Annotated in this window: 19 protein-coding genes and 2 pseudogenes; 14 read left to right on the top strand and 7 right to left on the bottom strand. The window is 49.5% G+C overall.

The window, feature by feature from the left end:
- Positions 1–2: 2 nt before the first annotated feature.
- Both RIN67_RS11660 and RIN67_RS11665 read left to right on the top strand, forming a co-directional pair.
- Entirely contained in the window at positions 3–836 is an 834-nt protein-coding gene (locus RIN67_RS11660; RefSeq protein WP_056944252.1) for a DNA-binding domain-containing protein, read from the top strand.
- Positions 837–1,411: 575 nt separating this feature from the next.
- Positions 1,412–1,495 (top strand): putative holin-like toxin, encoded by an 84-nt coding sequence (locus tag RIN67_RS11665; RefSeq protein ID WP_265000217.1) that lies wholly within the window; start codon positions 1,412–1,414, stop codon positions 1,493–1,495.
- A 292-nt stretch (positions 1,496–1,787) separates the two neighbouring features.
- On the opposite strand, the gene RIN67_RS11670 is transcribed toward RIN67_RS11665, so the two are convergent.
- The 5 genes from RIN67_RS11670 to arcA form a co-directional block, all read right to left on the bottom strand.
- A complete protein-coding gene (locus RIN67_RS11670) occupies positions 1,788–2,474 on the bottom strand; it encodes a Crp/Fnr family transcriptional regulator (RefSeq protein WP_024747430.1) in 687 nt (228 codons plus the stop codon).
- A 91-nt stretch (positions 2,475–2,565) separates the two neighbouring features.
- On the bottom strand, positions 2,566–4,035 hold the full coding sequence (gene arcD / locus RIN67_RS11675; protein WP_056944250.1) for an arginine-ornithine antiporter: 1,470 nt from the start codon (positions 4,033–4,035) through the stop codon (positions 2,566–2,568).
- A 134-nt stretch (positions 4,036–4,169) separates the two neighbouring features.
- Positions 4,170–5,114: a carbamate kinase gene (gene arcC, locus RIN67_RS11680; RefSeq protein ID WP_024747428.1), complete on the bottom strand. Its 945-nt coding sequence runs from the start codon at positions 5,112–5,114 to the stop codon at positions 4,170–4,172.
- Positions 5,115–5,330: 216 nt separating this feature from the next.
- Positions 5,331–6,362: an ornithine carbamoyltransferase gene (gene argF / locus RIN67_RS11685; RefSeq protein WP_313825849.1), complete on the bottom strand. Its 1,032-nt coding sequence runs from the start codon at positions 6,360–6,362 to the stop codon at positions 5,331–5,333.
- A 56-nt stretch (positions 6,363–6,418) separates the two neighbouring features.
- Positions 6,419–7,651: an arginine deiminase gene (gene arcA / locus RIN67_RS11690; RefSeq protein WP_024747426.1), complete on the bottom strand. Its 1,233-nt coding sequence runs from the start codon at positions 7,649–7,651 to the stop codon at positions 6,419–6,421.
- Between the two features lie 328 nt (positions 7,652–7,979).
- On the opposite strand from arcA, the gene RIN67_RS11695 reads away from it, so the two are divergent.
- The 7 genes and pseudogenes from RIN67_RS11695 to RIN67_RS11725 all read left to right on the top strand — a co-directional run bounded on the left by RIN67_RS11695 (position 7,980) and on the right by RIN67_RS11725 (position 16,259).
- Positions 7,980–8,690: a B3/B4 domain-containing protein gene (locus RIN67_RS11695; RefSeq protein ID WP_265000209.1), complete on the top strand. Its 711-nt coding sequence runs from the start codon at positions 7,980–7,982 to the stop codon at positions 8,688–8,690.
- A 575-nt stretch (positions 8,691–9,265) separates the two neighbouring features.
- Positions 9,266–10,504, top strand: a complete 1,239-nt coding sequence (locus tag RIN67_RS11700; RefSeq protein ID WP_265000210.1) for an MFS transporter — start codon at positions 9,266–9,268, stop codon at positions 10,502–10,504.
- Between the two features lie 825 nt (positions 10,505–11,329).
- Positions 11,330–12,521: pseudogene (locus RIN67_RS11705) on the top strand (betaine/proline/choline family ABC transporter ATP-binding protein).
- Positions 12,521–13,147, top strand: a complete 627-nt coding sequence (locus RIN67_RS11710; protein WP_265000211.1) for an ABC transporter permease — start codon at positions 12,521–12,523, stop codon at positions 13,145–13,147. The pseudogene RIN67_RS11705 and the gene RIN67_RS11710 overlap by 1 nt, the downstream one beginning before the upstream one ends.
- 9 nt (positions 13,148–13,156) lie before the next feature.
- Positions 13,157–14,089 carry an osmoprotectant ABC transporter substrate-binding protein gene (locus RIN67_RS11715; protein WP_024747420.1) on the top strand — a complete coding sequence of 311 codons (933 nt, stop codon included), beginning with the start codon at positions 13,157–13,159 and terminating at the stop codon, positions 14,087–14,089.
- A gap of 2 nt (positions 14,090–14,091) precedes the next feature.
- On the top strand, positions 14,092–14,754 hold the full coding sequence (locus RIN67_RS11720; RefSeq protein WP_024747419.1) for an ABC transporter permease: 663 nt from the start codon (positions 14,092–14,094) through the stop codon (positions 14,752–14,754).
- Between the two features lie 158 nt (positions 14,755–14,912).
- Positions 14,913–16,259, top strand: coding sequence for a hypothetical protein (locus tag RIN67_RS11725; protein WP_265000213.1), 1,347 nt, complete (start codon positions 14,913–14,915; stop codon positions 16,257–16,259).
- 365 nt (positions 16,260–16,624) lie between these two features.
- Here RIN67_RS11725 and RIN67_RS11730 read toward each other — a convergent pair whose 3' ends face one another.
- Positions 16,625–18,358 carry a phosphatase PAP2 family protein gene (locus tag RIN67_RS11730; RefSeq protein WP_148294647.1) on the bottom strand — a complete coding sequence of 578 codons (1,734 nt, stop codon included), beginning with the start codon at positions 18,356–18,358 and terminating at the stop codon, positions 16,625–16,627.
- Positions 18,359–18,785: 427 nt separating this feature from the next.
- On the opposite strand from RIN67_RS11730, the gene RIN67_RS11735 reads away from it, so the two are divergent.
- The 4 genes and pseudogenes from RIN67_RS11735 to RIN67_RS11745 all read left to right on the top strand — a co-directional run bounded on the left by RIN67_RS11735 (position 18,786) and on the right by RIN67_RS11745 (position 20,631).
- Positions 18,786–19,160, top strand: a complete 375-nt coding sequence (locus tag RIN67_RS11735) for a winged helix-turn-helix transcriptional regulator (RefSeq protein WP_265000214.1) — start codon at positions 18,786–18,788, stop codon at positions 19,158–19,160.
- Positions 19,161–19,474: 314 nt separating this feature from the next.
- Positions 19,475–19,558, top strand: a pseudogene (locus tag RIN67_RS13400) (glucose-1-dehydrogenase); the annotation flags it as partial.
- Positions 19,559–19,577: 19 nt separating this feature from the next.
- Positions 19,578–19,733: a hypothetical protein gene (locus tag RIN67_RS11740; protein WP_265000215.1), complete on the top strand. Its 156-nt coding sequence runs from the start codon at positions 19,578–19,580 to the stop codon at positions 19,731–19,733.
- 58 nt (positions 19,734–19,791) lie between these two features.
- Complete coding sequence (locus RIN67_RS11745; protein ID WP_265000216.1) at positions 19,792–20,631, top strand: aldo/keto reductase; 840 nt, start codon at positions 19,792–19,794, stop codon at positions 20,629–20,631.
- A gap of 96 nt (positions 20,632–20,727) precedes the next feature.
- Here RIN67_RS11745 and RIN67_RS11750 read toward each other — a convergent pair whose 3' ends face one another.
- The gene (locus RIN67_RS11750; RefSeq protein ID WP_313825848.1) at positions 20,728–21,657 is read right to left on the bottom strand and encodes an IS30-like element ISLpl1 family transposase; all 930 of its coding nucleotides are present in this window, start codon (positions 21,655–21,657) and stop codon (positions 20,728–20,730) included.
- Between the two features lie 130 nt (positions 21,658–21,787).
- Here RIN67_RS11750 and RIN67_RS11755 point away from each other — a divergent pair, with 130 nt between their 5' ends.
- Positions 21,788–22,261: a VOC family protein gene (locus tag RIN67_RS11755; protein WP_313825847.1), complete on the top strand. Its 474-nt coding sequence runs from the start codon at positions 21,788–21,790 to the stop codon at positions 22,259–22,261.
- The last annotated feature ends 236 nt before the right edge of the window (positions 22,262–22,497 follow it).

The raw sequence follows: 22,497 nt of genomic DNA on the forward strand, positions 1-22,497 counted from the left end.
TCATGAAATTCTACATCGTTGATGACGACCCATCCATTCCCATGATTCTGCAACAGATTCTCGAACAGGACCCGCAAAATGACGTGGTGGGCACCGCTACCGATGCCAAAATGGCGCTGGCCGACCTGATGCTGACCAACGTCGATATTGTCCTGATTGACCTGTTGATGCCCGTGATTTCGGGAACCGAGCTGGTCAAGAAGCTGAAGACGGCCAAGCCCAACCTGCGCTTCATCATGATCTCCCAGGTCCGCGACAGCGACTTACGGGCGGAAGCCTACCAGGCCGGCATCGAGTTCTTCATCGACAAGCCCATCAACATCGTCGAGGTCAAGACCGTGATTCAAAAGGTGGTCCAAAACATCCAGATGACCGCCAAGCTGAGTAACATCCAAACCTTAGTCGATGGGGGCATTGTCAACAGTGAACCCGCCGTCAACCAGCATGCCGAGCAAAAGGAAAAGATCCTCGCCATCCTCCGCTACCTGGGAATCACCTCTGAGTCCGGGTCGTCCGACATTCTCTCCGTCTGCCAGTTGATGATCGACAAGAACCTGAGTTTTAAAGCCATCGATTTCAACCAGGAATACGCCATCGACGACCACGAAAAGAAGATCCTCTTCCAGCGGATTCGACGCGCCGTCAAAGCTGGGCTGACCAACCTGGCGAGTCTGTACATCGATAACATGGGCGACGAGATCCTGGTCGAATACGCCAACGCCCTCTATGAATATAAAAACGTGCGGGCCGAGATGGCCTACCACCAAGGCAAGCGCGAATCTGGCGGCAAGGTCTCCCTACAACACTTCTTCGACGGACTGACCCACGAAATCTGAGGATTGACGGAGAATTCTCGCCAGAACCAAACTTAACTGCGATTTAGACGAAAAAACATACTAAGAAAGCTCTGTAAAACTAAAACAGTTTTACAGAGCTTTCTGAATGACAGTGGCATATCTGACACCGTAGATTGAACATAGGTCCTTGGGCTCGGTAAAGTTTTATTAGGATTAGACTTTAAACAAAACCGTTGTGCGGATCATCCAGTAAGGTAGGTGATGAACACCATCTGCCCTTTGGCTAACCGTAGGAAAAGTTCCAGGGCTGTTATGATTTCTCTATGGACAGTTAATATTCTCAATAGGGGCCTGAAAAGTATCTAATAGAAACTTCCGGGCTAGCAACTAACCTTGGTAAACTAATCGAATTCTGTGAGTTAGGTACTTCGAATACCAACGTAAAATCCTAAATACTACTTAATAGCTCGTTACTTTAGTGCCGAGTAGTTCACATGATAATCCGCCCACATTGTATGCTAGAATATTTAGTACAGAGAGTTTCAAGGGCGGTGGCATCACTCATGAAAGTTGATGATGCCTTATGCACGACGATATGACTAAAGGATCAAGCCATGTCTGTTTTTCAGGCACTATCATTGATGATTGCTTTCGCAACGTTGATGGTTCTGATCGACCGTAATAACGACCGTAAATAAAAACCACCCCTGATAACTTTGGCAAGTTGACGGGTGGTTCTACCAATTGTTAATAAGCCGCTGCTCTTGAAGCAGTCTGGGAAGCGATGGGTTGCACCCCATCGCTTTTTATATGCCTATATAGTACCACAATTCTATAGAATAATCATGTTTATCATATTCTAAAAGTGCACTTCTCTCATCTTCCCTATCAGCCCAATCAGTGCTCTGACTTTCAGCATCGATAATCTCCTAGTAAAACAGTCTCGGTTTTACAAAGCTAATCTTAGGCTGTTTAAGACGCTCACTAAGACTACTCGATGTAAGGATTAAACGTGAAGCGCTTATGTTCGTAGACCACCCGGCCCGCCGTTTCCAACCGCTGGACCACCTGCCCCGCCGTCTCACGGGTGGTTCCCGCCATCCGGCTGAGCTCGATCAACGTGATGGGATAGGGAATCAGAATGCGGCCATCATCCAACGGCTGCCCCATCTGTTGACTTAGGATCTTCAAGGCGTTATGCACCCGGTCACTGGCGCTGGACGTGACCATGGTCTGCAGCTGATTTTCGTTCTCGTTAATGATCTGACCCATCTCAACGATCACTCGCCGCATGACCTCGGAATTCTCCGTCAAGAGTCCCTCGAAGACCGTCATGGGAAACGACACGATTTCCACCGGCGTCAACGTGTTCACGGAATAGGCGTACTCCTGGTCGTGGAACAAGCCCCGGTACGGAAAGCCCTTGTCCTTAGGAATAAACGAATAAAACGTAAAGTCCCCCGATTCATCGATGCGTTCCGTACGTAGTAGACCAGAAAAGACGAAGAAGAACCGGTCCCGGGGATCGGCTTGGTCAAACAGGAGTTGACCTTTGGGTAACTGCTTGACCCGCATCACGTGTGCTAGCTCGGCGAACTGCTCTGCCGTAAACGCACTGAATTCTGGTCGCCGTTTCAATAATTGCAAATAACGTGGATATTCGCTTTTTCGAATCATGAAAAGGTCCCCCTCATTTAGGCTAATACCATTAGTATAGCCTAAATGAAGGGGACCTTAAATGTTAATGATTTTGCATTTTAAAGGTTAACTAGAACAGCTTCCCGAAGTCGCCCCAAGTTAAGCCTAAGAAGTCGTTCATGCCCAGACGGAACAGTTCGATAATCGTGATGATGGCTAAGACCCCAATCACGATAGCCACGATCCGTTCACCTGACGTGAAGACCTTTTCGGCGTGGTTGTCCTTCTTCTGCAATTGCATGAAGACCGGAATCCCCAAAGCGAAGAGCAAGGACATCAGCATGATAAAGCCTAAGTTAGCGGCGTATAACAGCCACAAGGCGTAGATACTGGAGATGACCCCGACGGTGATGTTCCAGCTCCGACCTGGTGTGTCCAGACTTTCGTTCTTCGAGAACTTCAGTTGATAGAAGGCTGAGAACATGTATGGAATCAGAATCGCAGCCGACGCAACGGAGTAGAAGAAGTTGTAAGCACTGGCCGTAATCAGGTAAGAGAACATGAAGATTTCAACACAGATGTTGGTGAAGAGCAGGGAATTGACGGGCGCCCCGTTCTTGTTTTCCTTCGCGAAGAACTTCGGGAAGGAACCTTCCTTAGCGGCTTCGTAAGGCAGTTGCCCGGCGAACATGGTCCAGGACAACCAAGCCCCGACAACGGAGATGATTAGTCCGGCGTTAACCAGGACAGCACCCCACTTACCCACGACACTCTGTAACAGGTAAGCCATGGCTGGTTGACCTAAGTTGGCTAAGCCACCCCGACGCATAACCCCTAAGGAGAGCAGGGTAATCAACATGTAAATCAGGATAACCGTGATGATTCCTAAGACGGTTGCCCGACCAACATCTTCACGCTTCTTGGCCCGGCCAGAGAAGACCACCGCACCTTCGATCCCGATGAAGACCCAGACCGTCACTAACATGGTACTTTGAACTTGCTTCATGACATCGGCGAACTGGAAACTCCCGGAAGGTGTGAACCAGAAGCCGTGCGTGAAGACGCCCAGCTTGAAGGCGATAATCATGGTAACCAAGAAGATAAAGATTGGAATCAACTTGGCAATGGTGATAATGGTGTTAACGAAGGACGCGGATTCGACCCCGCGTAAAATCATGAAGTGGCAGCCCCAGAGAATGAAGGAGGCCGCAACGATGGACCAGATGTTCTGACCATCGCCGAAGATTGGGAAGAAGTAGGCCACGGCACTCATTAGCAGTGTCGCGTACCCCACGTTCCCCAACCAAGCGGAGGCCCAGTAACCCCAAGCGGAGTTGAACCCCATGTACTTCCCGAAGCCGGCTTCAGCGTACGAGTAGACCCCGGCATCCAGGTCTGGCCGTTTCATGGTCAAGTTCTGGAAGGTCAAGGCTAACATGATCATCCCAAAAGCGGTGATGATCCACCCAATGATGATGGCCCCGGCACCGGCGTTGGCGGACATATCGTGCATTAAGTTGAATACCCCACCACCGACGATTGATCCCACGACCAACGCGATTAGTTCAAGTAAATTAAGTTTCCCTTTGGATTCCTCCATGGTGACATCTCCTTTACCACGGACGGGATTCAGCAAGATGATTGAATATGGAAAAATATAATAGCTAGGATCTGCCGACCGATGCCGGCAAACCCAATGTTCACTGAATCTTCCGTGGCTCTAACTGTGTGACACTACTTGGTAATGATGGTCCCGTCACCGTTCTTCAGGAAGTTCCCGACGTTTTCGAGTGACGTGACGACCGCCTTACCATTGGCACTGTTTTCGACAAAGTCGATCGCAGCTTGAACCTTAGGCAACATACTCCCCTTGGCGAATTGGTCTTGGTCGATGTATTGCTTCAACTCAGCAACGTTGACCGTTTCCAGCTTCTTTTGATCCGGCTGGTTAAAGTTGATGTAGATGTTGTCCACCGCCGTCAAGATGATCAGCAGGTCGGCGTTGACCAGTTCTGCCAGTTTTTCAGAAGCGAAGTCCTTGTCAATCACGGCTTCGCGGCCGACTAAGCGGTTACCCTCTTGCACAACGGGTACCCCACCGCCCCCAACGGAAATGGGCACGATGCCGGCTTCGACCATGGCATTCACAGCTTTGTATTCCTTGACCCCGGTTGGCCGTGGAGAAGGCACTACCCGCCGGTAACCCCGACCCGCATCTTCGACGAAGGTCTGGTCCGGGTGGGCGTCCTTAATCGCGCCAATTTCATCTTTGGTGTAGAACGGGCCGATGGGCTTGGTTGGGTTGGTGAAGGCTTGGTCGTTAGGGTCGACCTCGACTTGGGTGACCACCGTGGTGACATCCTTGTCCAGACCTGCCTTGGTGATCTCTTCACCCAACGCGTTTTGCATCCAGTACCCAATGCTTCCTTGGGTCATGGCCACGGCCGTATCCAGCGGCATCGCCGGGTTCTTAGCCGTGCTGCCGGCGGCCTGTTGCAACAACAGGTTCCCGACTTGCGGACCGTTCCCGTGGGAGACAATCAGGTCGTCTCCTTGCTTGATGAATTGAACCAGGTACTTTGCCGTGTCCCGCAGGGCTTGTTGTTGTGCTTCAGCGGAAGCATCCTTTGATAAAATAGCGTTACCCCCAAGGGCCACTACAATGCGACGTTTTGTCATAGTCGAATTCTCCTTCTAGTGTGCAATTTAATCAGATTAATGCGTACAATTTTGACCCGTTTGGCTGTAGTAATGACGTTAGAAGAACTAACATCAGTTGACTTAACTAGCTCACTTTTTAGTAATTATCCTAAGCCAGCACAGCATCGCGGTTTTCAAGCAAAAAGGGGAGTTAATCAACACGGATTAACTCCCCTTTTTCAATCCCGTTAAGCTTTAAACACGTGGGATGAATAAGTTACCTAACGTTGCAGCCATCATAGCCTTAATGGAGTGCATCCGGTTTTCAGCTTCTTCAAATTGACGAGCGTACTTACTGTTGAAGACTTCATCCGTAACTTCCATTTCAGTGATTCCGTACTTTTCCTTCACATCTTCACCATACTTGGTGTCGGTGTTGTGGAAGGCTGGGAGGCAGTGCATGAAGAGCAATTGATCATCTGGCGTGCCAGTCTTCTTCAAGGCTTCCATGTTAACTTGGTATGGCTTCAACAAGTTAACCCGTTGTTCCCAGTTGGATTCACCCATGGATACCCAGACATCGGTGTAGACAACGTTGGAACCTTTCATCCCTTCGTCGAGGTCGTCCGTGATTAACAGCTTAGCGCCGGATTCAGTCGCAAACTTCTTAGCTAAGTCTTGCGTTTCTTGAGTTGGGAAGAGTTCCTTAGGGGCAACGATGTGGATGTTGACCCCTAAGATGGCACCGGTTACCAGCAAGGAGTTGGCAACGTTGTTCCGGCCATCCCCCATGAAGGTCAAGGTCAAGCCCTTAAGGTGACCAAAGTTTTCCTTAACCGTCATGAAGTCCGCCAGCATTTGCGTTGGGTGCCATTCGTCGGTCAAGCCGTTCCAAACGGGAACACCTGAGTCGCGAGCTAAGATTTCAGCATCGGATTGCTTGAAGCCCCGGAATTCGATTCCATCGAACATGCTACCCAAGACTTTAGCCGTATCGGAAGTGGTTTCCTTCTTACCTAATTGAATGTCGTTTTGACCCAAGTATTCTGGGTGAGCACCCAAGTCGATCGCCGCCGTGGTGAACGCTGAACGGGTCCGCGTTGAGGACTTTTCGAACAGCAAGGCAATGTTCTTACCTTCCAGGTAGTGGTGTTGGATACCCATCTTCTTCAACGTCTTCAAATGCAGTCCAAAGTCGATCAAGTATTCGAGTTCAGCAGCACTGAAGTCCTTTTCTGCAAGAACACTCCGTCCTTGGAATACATTTTCACGAAAATCTTTTGCCATAATCTTTCTCGCTCCTATTCTCTTTAAATGTTTCGAATTTTAAGGATTAATGCTTATTAGAGGTCTTCCCGAACCAGTGGCATGCTCATGCAACGAGGACCGCCACGGCCCCGAGATAATTCACTTGATAAGACGTCGATAACCTTCAAGCCATGCTTACGTAACAGTTCGTTAGAAACGTAGTTCCGGTTGTAGGTCACCACAACACCTGGGGCAATTGCTAAGGTGTTGGAGCCGTCGTTCCATTGTTCACGGCCGGCGATGATTGGGTCACCGTTACCAGTTGGAATCAAGTCCAGGTCATCCAAACCTAAAGCGTCCTTCAGAACTTGCTTCAAGTCCGTCCGGTGGTCTAAGTTCAGTTCACCATCTTTACCTGGCGTGATCGTCCAAGTATCGATGTGGCCGCCTTCGCCTAAGATTCCTGGGTGCACCGTGAATTGATCCTTGTTGATCATGGTGAACACCGTATCCAAGTGCATCATGGCGTGGTTGTGTGGAATCTTGATTGCGATGACTTTGTCGAAGTGGCTCTTCGCGAACAGGTTCTTGGCGATGTCTTCAATGGCATCGGCAGACGTCCGTTGGGAAACCCCGATAGCTAAGACGTGGTCGGAGAGAACTAATTCGTCCCCGCCTTCGATCCGAGTATCGTGGTTCCGGTCGCGCCAAACGTTCAAGCCCTTGTTGGCAAACCGGTGGTGGTACTTAATGATGGTTTCCATAAAGAGCGATTCGCGTTGACGAGCAGCGAAGGTCATGTGGTTAATGCTTAACCCATCACCGATGGAGGCCGCAGGGTCCCGCGTGAAGTACAAGTTAGGCATTGGGTCCATGAAGAATGGGTAGTCGTCTTCTTCGGCCGCACTGACTAAGTCAGCTGGGACGAAGTCGAGTTCGTTCTTCCGAACCCCACCCATGATCTTGTTGACCATGTCTTGGGTGGACATTGACAGTAAGTATTCCTTTAAAGCATCGTGGGTAACGCCGGCAATGTAGCCACTTTCAGCTAACATTTGTTGTAAGAAGTTTTGCTTAACTTCTTCACCACCGTCATCCAAAGCTTCAGCAGACAGCTTTTCCAAGTAGAGCACTTCAGTACCGTTTTGACGAAGAACATCAGCGAAGTTATCGTGTTCCTTTTGAGCAATTGGTAAGTATGGAATGTCATCGAATAACAACCGAGGCATCATGTCAGGCGTGAAGTTTTCAACTTCAACATCTGGCCGCTTGAGCATAACAACCTTCAATTTGCCGATTTCGGACATTACGTGAATTGGACTGGTCATGTTTGTTTCCTCCCATCACTTGATTACGAGACCATCATAACCCGGAATGTAACCGCTTTCTAGTAGTGTTTGGCATTCAAAATGTGAAGGATTGTACACTTTAAGTTGGCCAATGAATATCAATTGTCGTTTATGCATCTAAACTGTATATTTGCATATTTCCAATGAAAACACTTACTTTTAACTGCATAAAATTTGTTCATTAAAATTTGATGATAATTTGTCGACCAGCCAAACCGAGTCGTCCTGAATTCCCCACAGGTCAACGGTTGTGGCCCCCTCAATAATTTGGTATACTTAGGGTAAATTGTTGATGGAGGCGTTTTATATGTCACAGAAATTCATTGTCGATCCTGAGTTCTGGGAAATCTTCCCCGACGTTCAAATTGCCTTTTTGACCGCCCACGGTGTGGATAACCACAGCTACGGCCACCTCAAAAAGTCCCGGTTAATGGAAGCTAACGAAAAAGCTGAGGACTGGGTCCCATACTCCCCAATCAGTAAGAACCCAATCATCGCGGCTTGGCGGGAAGCCTTCCGGAAGTTCAAGACCAAGAAGGGCGCGCGGTGTGCCGTCGAGGCCCTGCTCAAGCGGGCCAGCAAGGGCAACGGCGTGGGCGCAATCAACCCTGTCGTGGACCTCTACAACACGGTCTCTCTGACCTACGCCTTCCCGTTAGCGGCCGAAGACATGGATAAGATCGTCGGTGACGTCCACCTGGGCGTCGCTAAGGGGGGCGAACCCTTCTACCCAATCGGTGAAGCCGACGAAGAACCCGAAGAAGCGCTCCCTGGTGAGGTCATCTACCGCGACGACCAAGGGGTAATCTCCCGTTGCTGGGCTTGGCGGGACAGCGCACGGGTCGAATCTACGGAAGACACCCAAAACATTCTCTTCTATATGGAAAACATCCAACCAGAACGCAAGGAAGACCACGAAAAAGCCGTTCAGATGCTCAAGGACAGCTTCAAGGAATACCTGAACGTGGACCTCGACGACCATCTGGTCACCCGCGACCACCCCGAAGTCACCTTCTAATCAGCGCTTGAAAACCAGGTTTCTTCGCATCTACAGAAATTTCCAGCTAAATCCGCTTAATTTCAGAAAATGTATATATTTGGGACATTTTTGTATATACAAAAATCTTAAAACCCGCGTAAGCCGTTTCCGGTTTACACGGGTTTTTCAGTTTGGCTAATATTTTATGTGATTTTATTCACTCTTATTCCTTCCACACTAAGGATGCACCGACGGGGGAACCTGTCCCCCCACCCCGTTCAAACTTAACCACATTGTAATATTTTGTGACTGTGAATGGTCGGTTACCGTTCAGACCGGTTCCACTGGGCCTTTTTGTCCCCCATCCACCGATGACCATGCTATAATATTATCAATTGCGAGCGCATACAATGATTGCTTAATCGTTGACCTTTCGGCGCTATGCGCGTATCTTAAATAGCGTTGTCTTCAACGAAAAAGGTTCGTTTCCGGGTCGTTACAGCGGTAACACCCGGTCACTTAGCTTCCGCTGAGTAGGCGGCAAGGTCGCTTAGGCCGACCCGGTCCGCCGCACGGAAAATTATTAAATCTACTATAGAAGGAGTTGACGCAGTTTGGATGAAGCTGAACGCGAAAGCAGCCCTTGGCAACGTAACCTCTACGTCCTGTGGTTCTGTACGTTCGTCGCCGGCATGGCCTTCAGCGAAATCATGCCATTTTTATCGTTATATATTAGTAGTCTTGGCGACTACACCAAAGCCCAGGTCACCATGTACAGTGGCCTGGTCTACGCCGCCGACTTCTTCGTCAGCGCCATCGCCTCACCTCTGTGGGGCATCGTGGCCGACCGAAAGGGCCGGAAGATCATGCTCCTGCGGTCATCTCTAGGGATGGGCGTGGCCATGGCCTTAATGGGCTTCGCCACCAGCGTCTGGCAGTTGGTCGCTTTGCGGGCACTCCAAGGCGTCTTCGCGGGGTTCATCTCGAACGCCCAAGCGCTGGTCGCCTCCCAGACGCCCCGGAAACACAGTGGGGCCTCACTCAGTACCTTAATGACGGGTCCTACCAGCGGGATGTTGCTGGGACCCGTCTTCGGGGGAATCTTAGCCCAGGTCTTCTCGATCCGCATCACTTTCTTCATCACGGGGTTCCTCTTATTGGTCACGTTCTTCATGAGCTGGGGCCTGGTCGAAGAGAAGTTCAAGCCGGTGGTTCACCAGTCGGAACAAGCAACTTCTCACAACCCCCTAGCGGCCTTCCCGAACCCTAAACTGATTTTAGTGCTCCTGTCCTCCACGTTGATCGTCCAATTCGGGAACATCTCCATCTCCCCGATCATCAGTCTCTATGTCAAGGAACTGATGCATAACGTGGGACCCATCACCGTGGTCGCCGGAATCATCGCAGCCTTGCCCGGAATCTCCAACATCATCGCCTCGCCGCGGCTAGGACGGTACGGGGATCAACACGGGTCCGGCCGGGTCCTGATCTTCGGCTACATCTTCGCTACGCTGATGTACCTGCCGCAAGGGTTCGTCACTAGCGTTTGGATGCTGGGAATTCTACGGTTCATGATCGGTATCTCCGACGGGGCCCTGTTCCCCGAGATTCAGACCCTGCTGACCAAGAACACCCCGGTCGAATTGACCTCGACCGTCTTCAGCTGGAACCAGTCCTTCCAATCCGTTGGGAACATGTTAGGTTCCCTCCTGGGCGGCTGGATTGCCGGAATGTTCAACTACAACGCCGTGTTCATTTCAACGGCGGCCCTGATGGTCATCAACCTGACCCTAGTCTGGTGGTTAGTTCCCGAGATTCGCAAACGGCAAGCTCCCGCCACCACCCATTCATAAGCCACATCATCGAGTCTGGGACTAGTGCCCAGGCTTTTTTCTACGTTTAGTCAAGGGCAGATTGTGGAAGTATTCGCCTTACCGGTTGGTCCTGAAGGGGCTGGAACGTGGTGGGCACGACTTGAAGCCCTGAAAGTGCCAGGTCTTCAAGCTCGGCCTTTGGGTAAGCCAGCTGAAAAACGCTGACTAACCCAAACGACACCACTGAGCCCCTTCAGGCCCAACCTCACGGCTAAATTGAGCGTCCCCAAAGACAGTATTTTCTGATGTTTGACAACCTTATTCACACAAATGACCACCGTGTTTGAGATGAGGGCTTTCAACTGATTATCGTCGTCACCAATATGCTTAGGCGCCACGGCCTGTTAGCTCATCGTGTCCCGATATGGTTACACAACTGTAAGCCGAGAGGACGGCGAATGACAACTGCAACCTGAGCTGGGGACGCACTTTTTTTAACCATAATTAGCCGTCTTCCCAAATCAAATATAAGCATTCACTTATTAATTAAGACTTTAAATTATGAACTTCTATCCATTCGCCCAAAACTGTAATTTAATTAGAAATAATTTAACCATTGATTTACCGGCGTTCAGAAGCGTTTATATCCGGCATTGGTCAACACTGGTAATAGTCTTTTCTTGGTAAATATCTAGTTTTCATGTACAATAGCGTTAGTTTAACAAACCAACCTCAGTAATCGAATACGACCGGTCTCTAGGCATTCCCACCTGCAGGGATCCAGAGTCACCGATCGTTTATTTTTTTGTTCAAGTCCCGGCTAACTTCGGGGCACCAACTGGAAACTAGGAGGACGAACGCTTAATGTTACTTTCAATGGAACACCTTCGTAAGGAATACCCCAACGGCAAAGTAGCCGTCGACGACTTCAACCTAGAAGTCGACAAGGGTGAGTTTATCGCCTTCATCGGGACGTCTGGTTCCGGGAAGACCACCACCATGCGGATGATTAACTGGATGCTACACCAGACTTCCGGTTCCATCAAGATCAACGGTAAAGACATCTCGAAAATGGACCCGGTTAAGCTCCGGCGGTCCATCGGTTACGTGATCCAAAACACGGGGCTGATGCCGCACATGACGATTCAAGAAAACATCGAATTAGTGCCCAAGCTCCTGGGCTGGTCCAAAGAAAAGCGCGCCAAACAAGCCCACAAGATGATCGACCTGGCCCAACTCCCCGACGAGATGCTCAAACGCTACCCGGGTGAGCTCTCCGGTGGGCAACAACAACGGATTGGGGTCGTGCGGGCCTTAGGAACTGATCTTAATGGACGAACCCTTTGGGGCCCTGGATCCCATCACCCGAGAATCCCTACAAGATCTGGTCAAGCACTTACAAGAAGACCTAGGCAAGACCTTCATCTTCGTGACCCACGACATGGACGAAGCCTTGAACTTAGCCACTCGGGTCGTCATCATGAGCCACGGGAAGCAGGTCCAAGTCGACACGCCGGAAAACATCCTGCGGCACCCAGCCGACGAATTCGTCACCAACTTGATTGGGGAAGAACGTCTGATTCGGGCTCAACCCAATATCTTGACTGTCAGCCAAATCATGCGGAAGCACCCCGTGGCCATTTCGCCAACCAAGACCCTGACCGACACCATCGACTTGATGCACGAAAAGCGAGTTGATACCCTGTTAGTCACCGATGACCAAGATAAATTGATTGGCTACATCGATCTGGATGACGTGAGCCGGAATACCGACCCGCAAACGCCGGTCAGTGCCCTGATGAATCACGAAGTCTTCTATGTGCAATCTAAAGCCTTGATTGGGGACACCGTTCAACGAATCCTGAAGATGGGGGTTAAGAACGTCCCTGTCGTGGATGACCAACACCGGCTGGTCGGTATCGTCACCCGGACGTCGCTGGTAGACATCGTCTACGACGCCCTCCGTGGGGTACCCGACAATAACGAACAACCCGCCTCACCAATCAACGTGGACATCCACGCCGCGGCCAACCATGAAGGGAGTGCCGATGCCTAATGCTACATTTTCTAGCTACTTACGGCACGCAAATGATCTCTAAGACTGGTCAACACCTCTACATCTCTGCAGCGGCGTTGCTCCTAGGGATTATCGTCGCCGTGCCGCTGGGAATTCTTTTGACTCGCATGAAGCACGGGGCCAATGCGGTCATTACACTCGCCGGGGTCTTACAGACCATCCCCGCCATGGCGTTGTTAGCCATCATGATTCCGATCTTTGGGATCGGCTCCACGCCCGCTATCGTGGCCCTGTTCATCTACTCACTCTTACCGATTCTCCGGAACACCTATCTGGGCATGCAGGGGGTCTCGCCAACTGTGCGGGACGCCGCCAAAGGGATGGGGATGACCTGGTGGCAGTCCATGATTCAAGCCGAACTGCCCCTAGCCGCGCCCGTCATCATGGCCGGCATCCGGCTGTCCGCGACTTACGTGATTGCCTGGGCTACGCTGGCGTCCTACATCGGTGCCGGTGGCTTAGGGGACTTCATCTTTAACGGATTGAACCTCTACCGTTCCGACTTGATTCTCGGAGGCTCGATTCCCGTTATCATCCTCGCGTTATTCGTCGATTACCTGCTGGGCAAGGTCGAAACGGCCGTTACGCCTAGGCAGCTCAGATAGGAGGTCACCATGCGAAAACGAATCTATCAATGGCTGACCGGACTTCTGGTCGTCATCTTACTGTTACCCTTAGGTGGGTGTGCGTTGCCCGGATTAAGCGGCGGGTCGGGTAAGGACACCGTCCGTATCGCGGCGCAAAACACCACCGAACAACAAATCATGGCTTACATGATCCAAGGCATGATTCAACACTATACCAAGTTAAACACATCCATTATCAATAACTTAGGGTCCGGGAACGTCAGCTTCAACGCCTTGAAGAACGGCGACGCCGACATCTCCTCCATTCGGTTCTACGGGACTGACTTGACCACCGTTTTGAACCGGAAGTTCGAACGGGACCCTAGCAAGGTCAAGGACATCGTCACCAACGATTTCCAAAACAAGTATCACATGACCTACTTCGACACTTACGGCTTCGCCGACACCTACGCTTGGATGGTCAAGCCCGCGTACGCGAAGAAGCACCATCTGAAGACGGTCAGCGACTTACAAAAACTGGCCCCGAAGATGACGGTCGGTATCGACCAGATCTGGCAGAACCGTCCCGGTGACGGGTACCCCGCCTTCCAGAAGACCTACGGCTACAGTTTCGGCACCGTTAAGCCCATGCAACTGGGGCTGCTCTACGACGCCTTAGCCGCCGATAAGATGGACGCCATCTTAGGGTACTCCACCGACGGCCGGGTCTCCAGCTACCACCTGAAGCTCTTAAAGGACGACAAGAACTTCTTCCCACCATACGATGGGAGTCCGGTGGCCACGGATAAGGTCTTGAAGCAACATCCTGAGCTCAAGCCCGTGATCAACCGGCTAGTCGGCAAGATCGATCTAAAGACCATGCAACACCTGAACTACCAAGTCGACGACCAACTGGAAGAACCTCAGACGGTCGCTAAAGACTTCTTGCAACAACACCATTACTTCGAAGGGGGCCATTAAGTATGAAAGACTTAGGGTTGTGGCAACAGCTCATCTACTACTTCACGCACAATGGAATGTACGTGCTGAGCCAATTTAACCAAACGTTCTTAGTCTCCATCTACGGCGTCCTCTTCGGCGCCATCGTCGGGATTCCAATCGGGATCTGGACCTCACAACACCGGCGGCTCTCACCGCTGATCGTGGGGGCGGCTAACGTGATTCAGACGGTGCCCTCACTAGCCATGCTGTCCATCCTGATGCTGGGCTTAGGGCTAGGTCAGACCACGGTCATCGCGACCGTCTTCCTGTACTCTTTGCTCCCCATCATCAAGAACACCTACACCGGGATGCTGAGCGTCGACCGCGACGTCTTGGATGCCGGGAAAGGTATGGGGATGACGCGGCTCCAAATCATGACCACGATTCGGATTCCGTTGTCGCTGTCGGTCATCATTGCCGGGATTCGGAACGCCTTAGTCATCGGAATCGGGATCACCGTTATTGGGTCCTTCATCGGGTCCGGTGGCCTGGGAGACATCATCGTCCGGGGCACCAACGCCACGGACGGTGGGGCCATCATCCTGGCCGGGGCCTTACCGACCGCGTTAATGGCCATCATCACCGACTTAGTGTTGTCCTTCATTGAAAAACGGTTAACGCCGAAGACCTCTTCGGAAGCTTAACCTCACCGACGCCCAGAAGTCCCCAGCTTCTGGGCGTCTTTTTGGGTCCCAATCGTCTACTCATTAAAAAATTCGTAAGGGGTCTGACTAGGTGTTAGGGGGCCCAACTTGCTATACTAGACACGGCTTATTAGACTGAAAAAAAGGAGGCCGCATCCGTGAAACGCCTGCGCCAAGCCGGCATTGATCTTTCGGTGGGAACCCTGAACTTCTTAGCGAACACCGGGATCATGCTGCCCTATATTTTAATTTTATTTCAATACCAAAAGACCCAAAGTCCCACTTACCTGGTCGCGCTGGTCACCGTCTACATCGCCCGGGCTGCCAGTATCTTCTACACTAAGCGCTTCAACCTGCGCTCCAGCACTTACCTGATCATCACGCTGGTCTTCGGGGCCCTGGGTAGCCTGCCCTTCGCCCTCACCGGTTCGCTGTGGTGGCTCCTGGTCGGAAGTGTCCTGTGGGGCTACAGCGCCGCCACGATTTGGCCGTACTTCCTCACGGTCAAGCTCAACTTGGCCCAAACTACGCCATTCAAGATGAAGAGCGTCTACTGGGTGATTTTCCTGCTCCTGGCGATCCTCTTAGGTATCGACCTGGGACTCAAGCTCAGCTTCTCGTTCTCGTTCGCCCTACTGGCCGTGATGAACTTAGTTGCCTTACCCGGAGGGCTCCTGCTTAACGAGTTCACCCACGACTTCTATCGCGGTCAGCCCAACCAGCGTCACGGGCTGAAGCAGTTCTGGCGGTGGTGGCTGTCCGTGATCTTCTTCGCCGCCTTAGCGGTCCTGACCACCCTGCGTAAGGCCGACGTCCCGCTACCGGCCTGGGACACCCTGGCCATCATCTTAATTGCCTTGGTGATTGCCTTGATCGAACTCTATGCCGACCGACGGACCCTGCACAACTTTAAGGCCCGCCTCTTGAACCGGGGATTCATGTTGAGTTACGTGCTCCTCTTCAGTAGCTTCATGGCATACTATTACTGGGGCAAGCTGGGGATGTACCTGGTCTTCGCCGTCTACCTGATTGGGTTCGAAGGGGGCGCGGGGATCATCAAGGCCCTGGCCCACCACGACCCTCAGCAACAGGACCGGTTGCGCCACCAAGTCGTGATTGCCGGTCACCTACTGGTCCTGATTCCTTGGAAGTGGACCTACTTGCTGGGGCTACTCCTGATTGCCCTGTATATCGGGGACGATAACCCCACGGTCAACCAAGAGCTGTACGAATCCGACGTGGTCGATAACGACACCGCCATCATCAGTAAGTACCGCTTCTCGACAGCTGGCGGTCTTCTGTGTCAGCTGGTCTTCTTCGGCTTGCTGGTCACCATCAGCGGAATCAACAACCTGTCCCTGCTCAGCTTCTTCAAGCCCACGTCGACCAGTCACTGGTTCCTCTACACCTGGGCGGTCAACTGGCCCCTGGCCCTGTGCTCACTGGGCTTAGCCCTGACGAACCTGCGGCAACAGCGCCGGTTAGACCACTCTGAACAAAACTAACCGACTACTTGAACCTTGAATGAACCGCCGTGATAACTTTCAGCGAAGTTATCACGGCGGTTTTTGGTGGTCACACGATTAGTTGGGAGACTGGGGATTAAGAGATGGTATTCAGCGTTAAGCTCTAGACAAAGAGATGGATCATCATTCCAGCCGCGATTCGGAAGCGAATTAATATGTCTAGCGGAAACACCCCGCAAATCACGATTAGCGACGATGGCAAGACGCCTATGAGCCCCCCAGCACGCTCAGTTGAGATGAGCGACCAGCGACTGTTTTCAAAATTATCACGAATACCCCAAAACGGATCACCAGGTAACCGTCCTGGTGGTCCGTTTTAAGATACTGCCTATTCTGCTGAATGCTTAATTCCGAACTAACGCTAACTTGTGGGCCGTGTAGACCGCGTGCCAGCCCTTAGGCAAGCCCACGATGTGGCTGAACTTCCCTTGGTGTTGGTCGAAGGTGATCACCGTCTGGTGGGACTTCAAGCCCTTCAGGTTAGTTAACCGCAGGGTGCCGGCCAACTTGGCCTTTCCCCGAATCTTCATGGCCGTAGCCTTAGTTACCGTTAAGGCCAGCGTCCCGCGCTTGGTCTGTTGGTAACCCCGTTGCAGTTTGATGGCGGTATTGGCAGTTAACGTCCCCTGGTTCAAGGTCAACTGGCCGTTACCCGCCGCCGTGGCAGTGGCGAGATTGAGGTCCCCACCGTCAACTTGCAGGCCACCCTTAAACTGGTTGTGACCCTTTAACGTTAACGTCCCGGTTCCTTGCTTGATAAGTTTACCGTTCCCGGTAATGTCGTTACGCCAGGTGTCGTGCGCGTTGAAACCGCCCTTGGCCGCATCCATCTTGACCTTGGTGGTCGTTGGTAAGGCCCCGTAACCGTTCGCGGCGGAGAAGAGGTCTAACCGTCCCCAGCCCTCGGTATCGTCCAAGACTGGGTACCCCGATGGCAATTCCGTCGTGGCTAACGCCATCCGCCGTTGGGTCTTGCTGAGGTAAGGCAACCGCGTAGCCAAAAGAACTTCTGCACCCTTAGGGACCCGTGGCGCAATCGTCCGGTCACCATTTTGTGGTAAACCGTAAGTCATCCGAAAGCGGTAGTTCTTCTGGTTGGTCCGGTAGTCGCCGAAGTCATCGTTCTTCGTCACCAACGGACTGTGCAATAATGCATCCGAGTGGGCTTCTTGATAGGCCCGCTTCATTAAGCCTTGATATTGCGGGTCGTTCAACGTGGCGGCAGCAACGGCCGTCCCAAACATCCGACCGCCCATCACAGCCAGCGGTGAGTGCCGCCCAGCCAGTACCCGGTCGTAGCCAATCTCGGAGGACCGAGTGACGGATTCTTGGAACCGTTCGGGGAAGGCGTACGCCATGACTTCACCAATTTCGAAGCCGGCTGACGTATGTCCGCTCGGGAAGTCGTAATCATCGGCTTTAGCCGCGTGCATCACGTTGACCAAGTACGGGTTAGGTAGGACGTGTTGCGGATCCTGCCGGTAAGGCCGGATGAACTTGAAGAAGTGCTTAGGCACGCCCGTTCCCCCGAAGACCCGGGTCGCAGCAATCAATTGGACCATGGCCCCTAACTTAGAATCTGGATTCGCCCAAGTGACTTTAGAATAAGGCGTATTCGCCGGCTGTGGCGCTGCTGGGACATCATAGTAGTCCGTCTTCGCGTCCGCGTTCTTAATGAAGGCCGCCGCATACGGACCTAAGCCGGAGATGTTGTTGTATTCCAGGCGCCGACGGTCCGTTAAGAACGACCGCTTAACTTCCGCTTGACTCCGCGTCTGGGTAATCTTAGCCGAGATGTCTAAAGACTGACGAATCAACCCCGGATCCTTTTGACCCGCTGTGGGTGACCAGATCTTGTCGAACGTATAGAGCAAGCCAAACGACGGGTTGGTGGTCACCGTCGTATTCCCCTTAACGTTGTTCCGATACGTATCCACGTAATACCCATAGCCGGCTTCGTGCGGCTTGATCATCGCCGCTGCCGAAGTCGTCTTGGCCTGTGCTACTGGCGTCATCAGTGGTAGCAAGACCAACGCTGTTGCCAACGTGACCCCTAACCGTTGCTTCATTCGCATCATTCGAAATTCCTCCCTACTCCGTTTGGTTATCGCGCTAACCTGCAACTAGTGTAAGCCATTTAGGGGCGCAATTGGACGCCTTTACGGAGTCTGTACAGGTCCCTTATCAAATCTTTACAACCATACAAAAAACCTTATATCAAAATCACTTTTGACATAAGGGTATTGGTAAAGATCATTGCTTCACCTTCGGAGTCGACACCAATTTTTAACCGTAATTTCACCATAACTAACTCCTGAAAATCTATTATTACTCGCGCAATGGAAACGAAATGCTTTGTCTGAAGTATCGAGTGATTAAAAACCGTTCACTTGAATTAATACAAATAAAATATATACTATAAAAAACGATAATTAGTACCCACCTTTTAGTAAGTAGGTTACTAAAAGTATGCTTTGCAGTAATTCAACAGTCAGGAGAATTAAAATGGCTCAAAAAGTTTATAACATTGGCGTTGAAGTCACAATGGACACGATTGGTGGCAAATGGAAAACGATTATTCTATGCAATTTACGGCATGGGGATAAGCGCCCGAGTGAATTACAGCATCTAATTCCAAATATCAGCCAAAAAATGCTGACGCAAGAATTAAAAGAACTCGTTCACGATAACATTGTCGATCGTACGGTTTACAATCAAGTTCCCCCTAAAGTTGTCTACTCTTTAAGCGATTATGGGCAATCATTAGGAACCATCTTGCACGAGCTATGTGCTTGGGGCACCATGCACGCCCACACTCTTAAAGACGAGGGCAAAGACATCGTTCTGATGGAAGAAGAACAGCTGGTTACTAAAGGTTAAAAATACGAAAACGGACCACAACTATTGCTTCTAAAAACCTGTGGCAGTAAAAATTAGATTTTAGCAACTATCGGGCACTATCAAGTCATCTCGGAGATAACTTGGTAGTGCTTTTTATGATGTTTTTTATCAGGCACCTTTTTTAAAAATATAAATATTTAATCATCAAGTTCATTGGTACGCCCCAATTCTAACCTCTAGGTTCCTATGGCACAAAAAAGTGGGTACTATTTTTTTTAACTAGAAGCGTTTATATTAACAGCATGCTCAATGAACCAAAGAAGAAGTTAAAAATAACAAGGAGATTTTCAATGATGTGTAGAAATCTAAACAACAAAGTGGCTGTTATCACTGGTGGCGCAAAAGGAATTGGAACTGCAATCTCCAAGCGTTTCGGATAGAAAAGGATGAACGCTGTTGTTAATTACAACTCTGATGCAGTGGCTACAAACGCCGCCATTGATTAAATTAAACAAGCTGGTAGTCAAAGAATTACAGCCCCAGCGATCATTGGCGCTTAAGAAGACAGACAAAGGTCAATTGATGTTGCCGTTTCAAACTTTGGCACACTAGATATTCAGATAAATAATGCTGGCATGGAAATCAGCATGCAACGTAGGAGGAAATTAAATTGATAAATTCATTAAATGATCGGGTAATTTTAAACAACGGTACTCAAATTCCGGGTTTAGGATTAGGTGTTTTCCAAATTCCCGACGAAGCAACGTCTAAAGTCGTTGCAGACGGAATCAAAGCGGGGTATCGGTTAATCGATACTGCGCAGATTTATGGTAATGAAGCTGGCACTGGTGAAGGAATTCGTTTAGGTTTAAAGGAAACCGGACTCGAGCGCGATGATTTATTCGTGACTTCCAAAGTTTGGAACGATCATTTAACCTATGATCAAACCATTGATGCTTTTTACGACAGTTTGCAAAAGTTAGGCTTAGACTATTTGGATCTTTACTTAATCCATTGGCCTGGTGACAACGCGTTCAAAGAATCGTACCGAGCCCTAGAGAGCCTCTATAAGGCTGGAAAGATCAAGGCAATTGGTGTTAGCAACTTTGAAATTCATCACTTAGAAGAATTAGAAAAGTTTGCAGATGTCGTTCCAGTGATTGATCAAGTTGAATCACATCCACGGCTAAATCAAGATAAATTGCGCGCATACGCCGCAACCAAAGGAATTAAAATTCAGGCCTGGTCACCACTAATGCAAGGTCAAATTTTGAAAGATGACTCCTTGAAAAAGATTGCAGACAAATATCAAAAGTCAGTTGCACAAGTTATTTTACGTTGGGACATTCAACGCGATGTTTTACTAGCTGTTAAATCAGTTCGCCCTGAGAGAATGGCAAGCAATGCTGATGTGTTCGATTTTACTTTGGACAAGACTGACATGGCGCAGATTAATGCGATGAACCAGGATTTCCGAGTGGGTCCCGAACCTGATGATTTTGATTTTTAAGTTTCTGGAATTTAAACAGATTCTTTCAAGTGTATATCGTTGGTTTTAAGAAAGTTAATTAGTATAGTAAACATGTAATTAAGGTAGATTGCAAATTTAATCCGAATTTTTGGACAAATTGGTCAGCATAACCTGATACGGTGTTTTCCAGTCAAGTATTTTAAGCGGTCGCTGGTTAATTTGGAGTAACGTCGTCGTTAAATCTTGAGCACTAATGTGCTCAAAACGAGTCCCCTTAGGATAAAAATAACGTAAATTCCGATTAAAGCGTTCATTACTACCACGTTCAGCTGGCGTATAAGCATGACAGTAATAGGTCTTAATACCATATTGTGATTCAAATGATACTAGCCCACTAAACTCAGTACCACGGTCCACAGTAAAACTGTGCACCGGTCCATTAAAAGTGGTTAGGAACTTAGTCAGTGCTTCATTAACACTCGCTGTCGTTCGGTCCTTTAACCGATATGCCCAAAGGAACCGTGATTTTCGATCGATTAAAGTTAATAAAACTGCCTTACTATGCCCACGAGGACCAACGACTGTATCTAGTTCAAAATCGCCGATGCGATTACGTTGATTAATCATCATGGGACGCTGTTCAATTGATCGCCCCAAAGATTGATTATATTTGGATCGTTGGTCAACGTTACGCCGTTGGCGTACGCCATGTTCAGGTAGATCATTCAAGGAGAAATCAATTCTCCCCTGATTTAGCCAATTATAAATAGATTTAGTAGCTAGTTTAAATTCGTGAGCAATCATTCCTGGTGACCAGCTTAGACGTAAATGGTTGAGAATTTTTTGCTTTAACTCATCGCTCAGCTTAGTTTTCCGACCACATCGTGATCGCTTGTATTCGGCATCTGTTTGTGCTAATTCAGCCTGATAAGGTTGACATCGAGATAATTCATAAGAAATTGTTGACGGTGATTGGTTCAGCCGAACGCCCATTTGGATATTGGACAGCCCTAGTTCACAAAAGGTTTCGATTTTAATTCGTTCGGAATAGGTTATACTAGACAAAAGATCAGCTCCTAAAAGATGGGTTTGTGGTAAACACCATTTTAAAGGAAGCTGATCTTTTTTGTCCGAACAGCGTTCGGATTAATTTTACAATCTACCTTAAAATAAAATATTAAGTGAGGTTCTTGATATGTCAAATGGATTTTCAGTAGTTAACCATGTAGGAATCACCGTTAAAAATTTGGACAAGGCCATCCCATTTTATGAAGCTTTATTTGGTGTGAAGGTTGCTAATGTCGATCAAATTGGTGGCAAGCGTATGGCGGCTGTCCAAGGTCTAGATGATACTTTGATTAAGTATGCTAACGTTCATTTGGATAACATTAATATTGATATTCTGGAATACGTTGAGCCTAAATCAAGCACGGCTTCATATTCCAATGAACAAGTCAGCGCAATGCACATGTGCTTTGAAGTCGACGATATTCAAGCTGCCGTTGAACGGTTAAAGAAACTTGGCGTCGAGCCTGAAGGCGAACCAATGTACTTCACCGAAGATGATGGGTTAAAGAACGGGTTAGGCACGGGAGTTGTCTATTTCCAAGATCCTGACGGCGCCCATTTGGAATTGATCGAACCTAAAGGTCCTTTCCAACGCGGTTAGTTCGCATTAACGAAATCAGCTAAAAATCAATAAAAATACCAAACTATTTTAAAATGACCCTCCAAAATTGGAATCTTCAATCTTGGAGGGTCATTTTGTGCTTAAAATTAAAATCCTGCTTTTACATGTCAGTATGATATTTATTTAGAAGAGTTAAATTTAAAACAACAAATAGCTGTACTACCAGCCATTTCATTCTTGACATCCAAACGATCCTTACGTAAAAGCCTTATCTC

The organism is Levilactobacillus namurensis (assembly GCF_032197885.1).
GTDB classification, from domain to species: Bacteria; Bacillota; Bacilli; order Lactobacillales; family Lactobacillaceae; genus Levilactobacillus; species Levilactobacillus namurensis_A.

Bases quoted from the DNA above. Each gene is read 5' to 3' on its own strand.
- RIN67_RS11660 (WP_056944252.1), top strand. From the start codon at position 3: ATGAAATTCTACATCGTTGATGACGACCCATCCATTCCCATGATTCTG.
- RIN67_RS11665 (WP_265000217.1), top strand. From the start codon at position 1,412: ATGTCTGTTTTTCAGGCACTATCATTGATGATTGCTTTCGCAACGTTG.
- RIN67_RS11670 (WP_024747430.1), bottom strand. From the start codon at position 2,474: ATGATTCGAAAAAGCGAATATCCACGTTATTTGCAATTATTGAAACGG.
- arcD (WP_056944250.1), bottom strand. From the start codon at position 4,035: ATGGAGGAATCCAAAGGGAAACTTAATTTACTTGAACTAATCGCGTTG.
- arcC (WP_024747428.1), bottom strand. From the start codon at position 5,114: ATGACAAAACGTCGCATTGTAGTGGCCCTTGGGGGTAACGCTATTTTA.
- argF (WP_313825849.1), bottom strand. From the start codon at position 6,362: ATGGCAAAAGATTTTCGTGAAAATGTATTCCAAGGACGGAGTGTTCTT.
- arcA (WP_024747426.1), bottom strand. From the start codon at position 7,651: ATGACCAGTCCAATTCACGTAATGTCCGAAATCGGCAAATTGAAGGTT.
- RIN67_RS11695 (WP_265000209.1), top strand. From the start codon at position 7,980: ATGTCACAGAAATTCATTGTCGATCCTGAGTTCTGGGAAATCTTCCCC.
- RIN67_RS11710 (WP_265000211.1), top strand. From the start codon at position 12,521: ATGCTACATTTTCTAGCTACTTACGGCACGCAAATGATCTCTAAGACT.
- RIN67_RS11715 (WP_024747420.1), top strand. From the start codon at position 13,157: ATGCGAAAACGAATCTATCAATGGCTGACCGGACTTCTGGTCGTCATC.
- RIN67_RS11720 (WP_024747419.1), top strand. From the start codon at position 14,092: ATGAAAGACTTAGGGTTGTGGCAACAGCTCATCTACTACTTCACGCAC.
- RIN67_RS11730 (WP_148294647.1), bottom strand. From the start codon at position 18,358: ATGATGCGAATGAAGCAACGGTTAGGGGTCACGTTGGCAACAGCGTTG.
- RIN67_RS11735 (WP_265000214.1), top strand. From the start codon at position 18,786: ATGGCTCAAAAAGTTTATAACATTGGCGTTGAAGTCACAATGGACACG.
- RIN67_RS11755 (WP_313825847.1), top strand. From the start codon at position 21,788: ATGTCAAATGGATTTTCAGTAGTTAACCATGTAGGAATCACCGTTAAA.